The 3345-nt window shown below is 70.3% G+C and carries 2 protein-coding genes and 2 pseudogenes; all 4 read left to right on the top strand.

The window, feature by feature from the left end; translation table 11 throughout:
• The first annotated feature begins 463 nt into the window (after nucleotides 1-463).
• The gene (locus G6R25_RS22650) at nucleotides 464-724 is read left to right on the top strand and encodes an urease subunit gamma (protein ID WP_419469403.1); all 261 of its coding nucleotides are present in this window, start codon (nucleotides 464-466) and stop codon (nucleotides 722-724) included.
• Nucleotides 721-1048, top strand: a pseudogene (locus G6R25_RS22645) (urease subunit beta). Before G6R25_RS22650 ends, G6R25_RS22645 begins: the two are co-directional and overlap by 4 nt.
• Nucleotides 1045-2773: pseudogene (locus G6R25_RS22640) on the top strand (urease subunit alpha). The pseudogenes G6R25_RS22645 and G6R25_RS22640 overlap by 4 nt, the downstream one beginning before the upstream one ends.
• Nucleotides 2774-2904: 131 nt before the next feature.
• Nucleotides 2905-3222: a hypothetical protein gene (locus G6R25_RS22635; RefSeq protein ID WP_163554498.1), complete on the top strand. Its 318-nt coding sequence runs from the start codon at nucleotides 2905-2907 to the stop codon at nucleotides 3220-3222.
• Nucleotides 3223-3345 lie beyond the last annotated feature (123 nt).

Genomic DNA, 3345 nt, shown 5'->3' with positions numbered 1-3345 from the left:
CCCGTGACCGCAACCGGGCCCTCACATTCCTCACAACCTAGAGTAACCAGTCAGCACAGAAAGTGACCTTCGCGCGGCCCTGGTCTCGGACACACCCCATCGGCCGGTCGATCCGACCTGCCCAAGCGGTCTCCCGGACGCTAGGAAGGAGGCGTATCCGTCCCATCGCACCCAGGTGAATTGCCAGTAACTCCATTCTGACCGCCCATCCGGTCACTCTCCACCACCGCCCCCAGGATTCTCGTCGACCGAAACGTCACCGAAACCTGGATGCCCCGAAAGGGGTTCATCGTTCACCAGAACGACATCGGGCAACGATCGAATGACGGACATGCGTGCGGGCAAGGGGATCGGCGTACGGATCATCTGGTCGGGCCGCAGCGACGCCGGCATCGATGGTCCCGCCTGCTAGGCTTCGCGGTCGTGCTGCTGCCCCCACGAACAGGAACGGCTGCTCATCCATGTGGCGGCCGGACTCGCCCGGGAACGACGCGCCCGCGGGCTGCGACTGAATCATCCCGAGGCGACCGCGCTCATAACCTCGTTCCTGCTGGAGGGGGCCCGCGACGGCCGCAGCGTCGCCGATCTGATGACCGCCGGGCGCGGCGTCCTCACCCGGGACGACGTGATGGAGGGGGTGCCGGAGATGCTCGCCGAGGTCCAGGTCGAAGCGACGTTCCCGGACGGCACCAAGCTGGTCACCGTGCACCAGCCGATCCCTTGATTCCCGGCGAGGTCCTGCCGGGCGAGGACCCCATCGAGATCAACCCGGGACGGCCCGTCCGGACGGTGCTGGTCCGCAACACCGGTGATCGCCCGGTGCAGGTCGGGTCGCACTACCATTTCGCCGCGGCCAACCCGGCGCTCGAGTTCGGCCGCGGCCTGGCCTGGGGACACCGGCTGGCGGTGCCCGCCGGCACCGCGGTCCGCTTCGCGCGAGGTCGACCTCGTCCCGCTGGCCGGCGCCCGCGTCGTGCCCGGCCTGCGCCCGGAATCGGCCGGCCCCCTCGACGGGCGCGAGAGCCACGACCCCAAAGAGGGCTCATGAGCCGGCTGGACCGCTCCCGCTACGCCTCCCTGTACGGACCGACGGTCGGTGACCGCATCCGGCTCGCCGACACCGATCTGATCATCGAGATCACCGAGGACCGCAGCCGGGGCCCGGCCCTCGGCGGCACCGGCGACGAGGCGGTCTTCGGCGGCGGCAAGGTCATCCGCGAATCCATGGGGCAGTCGCTGGCGACCCGCGCGCAGGGCTCGCCCGATCTCGTCATCACCGGCGCCGTGGTGCTCGACCACTGGGGGGTGATCAAGGCCGACGTCGGTGTCCGCGACGGGCGGATCGTCGCGCTCGGTAAGGCCGGCAACCCGGACACCATGGACGGCGTCCATCCCGGCCTGGTCATCGGGCCCGACACGGAGATCATCGCCGGGAACGGGAAGATCCTCACCGCGGGCGCGGTCGACTGCCACGTGCGCCTCATCTGCCCGCAGCAGGTGCCCGAGGCGCTCGGCGCCGGGATCACGACCCTCATCGGCGGCGGCACCGGCCCGGTCGAGGGCACGAAGGCGACCACCGTGACGCCGGGCTCGTGGAACCTCGGCCGGATGCTCTCCGCGATGGACGACTGGCCGGTGAACATCGGCCTGCTCGGCAAGGGGAACACGGTCAGCGACGCGTCGATGTGGGAACAGCTCCGCGCCGGCGCGGCCGGGTTCAAGCTGCACGAGGACTGGGGCACGACACCCGCCGCGATCGACGCCTGCCTGCGGGTCGCCGACGCCGCCGGGGTCCAGATCGCGCTGCACCCGGACACGCTCAACGAGGCCGGCTTCGTCGAGGACACCCTCGCCGCCATTGCCGGGCGGGCCATCCACGCCTACCACACCGAGGGCGCCGGCGGCGGGCACGCACCGGACATCATCACCGTCGCGGCCGCCGCCAACGTGCTGCCATCGTCGACGAACCCGACCCGCCCGCACACCGTCAACACCCTCGACGAGCATCTCGACATGCTGATGGTCTGCCACCATCTCAACCCCAGCGTGCCCGAGGACCTGGCCTTCGCCGAGAGCCGGATCCGGCCGTCGACGATCGCCGCCGAGGACATCCTGCACGACCTCGGCGCCATCTCCATGATCGGTTCGGACTCGTAGGCGATGGGCCGGATCGGCGAGGTCGTGCTGCGCACCTGGCAGACGGCGCACGTGATGAAGCGTCGCCGCGGGGCCCTGCCGGGCAATGGCGCGGCCGACAACGCCCGGGCGCGACGCTACGTCGCCCAAATACACGATCTGCCCGGCGGTGGCGCACGGGCTGGACGCGCAGATCGGCTCGGTCGAGCCCGGCAAACTCGCCGACCTGGTGCTTTACGATCCCGCGTTCTTCGGGGTGCGGCCGTCGCTGGTCCTCAAGGGCGGGTTCATCGCCTGGGCGGCCATGGGCGACGCGAACGCCTCCATCCCCACTCCGCAACCGGTCCTGCCCCGCCCGATGTGGGGGGCCGCGCGCGGTCCGGCCGCCGCCTCGTCGCTGACCTTCGTCGCGCCCGCCGCGATCGCCGACGGGCTGCCCGAACGGCTGGGCCTGGCCACCCCCATGGTGCCGGTCGAGGACGTCCGCCGCCGGGGCAAGGCCGACCTGCCGGAGAACACGGCGAGGCCGGACATCCGGGTCGACCCGGACACGTTCACGGTCTCGATCGACGGCGACGCGGTCGAGGCCGACCCGGTGCGCGAGCTGCCGATGGCCCAGCGGTACTTCCTGTTCTGACTGCGGCTGCCGGGGAGCTGTTCGGCGATGTCGCCCATCGGCATGGGTGACGGCTGGAAACGGAACCCGCGCCCGGCGGTGTTGCGGACGCGGGCGATCCGGCGGACGCCCAGCAGCCGAAGGTCCTGGGGATGCCGGGCGGCGAGCACCTCGGGAATGGTGGTGGTGAATCGCAGCTCGGGGACCCGGTCTTTCAGGTCGACCTTCGGGCCAGAGTTCCACACCGCGGTGATGCCCAGCTCGGCCGCTTTGCGGGTGCGGGCAAGATGGGTCTTCGTCGGGGTGAGTTGGACTTCGATGCTCGTCGGCTGTACAACGTCGGAGACGAGAAGGTCGGGGAAGATCTTCCGGCCGTCCTGACCGCGTTCCCGGGAGGTGATTGGCCGGCCACCGGCCGCGAACTCTTCCACAGGAGGACGGACGGCGTGACCGGATTGTCGCCCGAATGACCGAGGGTGCCATCTGGCCGAAAGCGGCCACCGAGCAGGGGAACCTGGTGAAGGGGGCACTGTGAAGCTATTCCGAAACCGCCAGGTTGATTCTTTCGAAACTCGGGTGACGGTCAGCGAACA

Origin of the sequence: Candidatus Frankia alpina, assembly GCF_902806485.1 — a bacterium.
Classification (GTDB): Bacteria; Actinomycetota; Actinomycetes; order Frankiales; family Frankiaceae; genus Frankia; species Frankia alpina.
Note: the sequence above shows the minus strand (reverse complement) of the source record. Positions and strands in the feature narration are given on the sequence as shown.

Bases quoted from the DNA above. Each gene is read 5' to 3' on its own strand.
- G6R25_RS22635 (WP_163554498.1), top strand. From the start codon at position 2,905: ATGCCGGGCGGCGAGCACCTCGGGAATGGTGGTGGTGAATCGCAGCTC.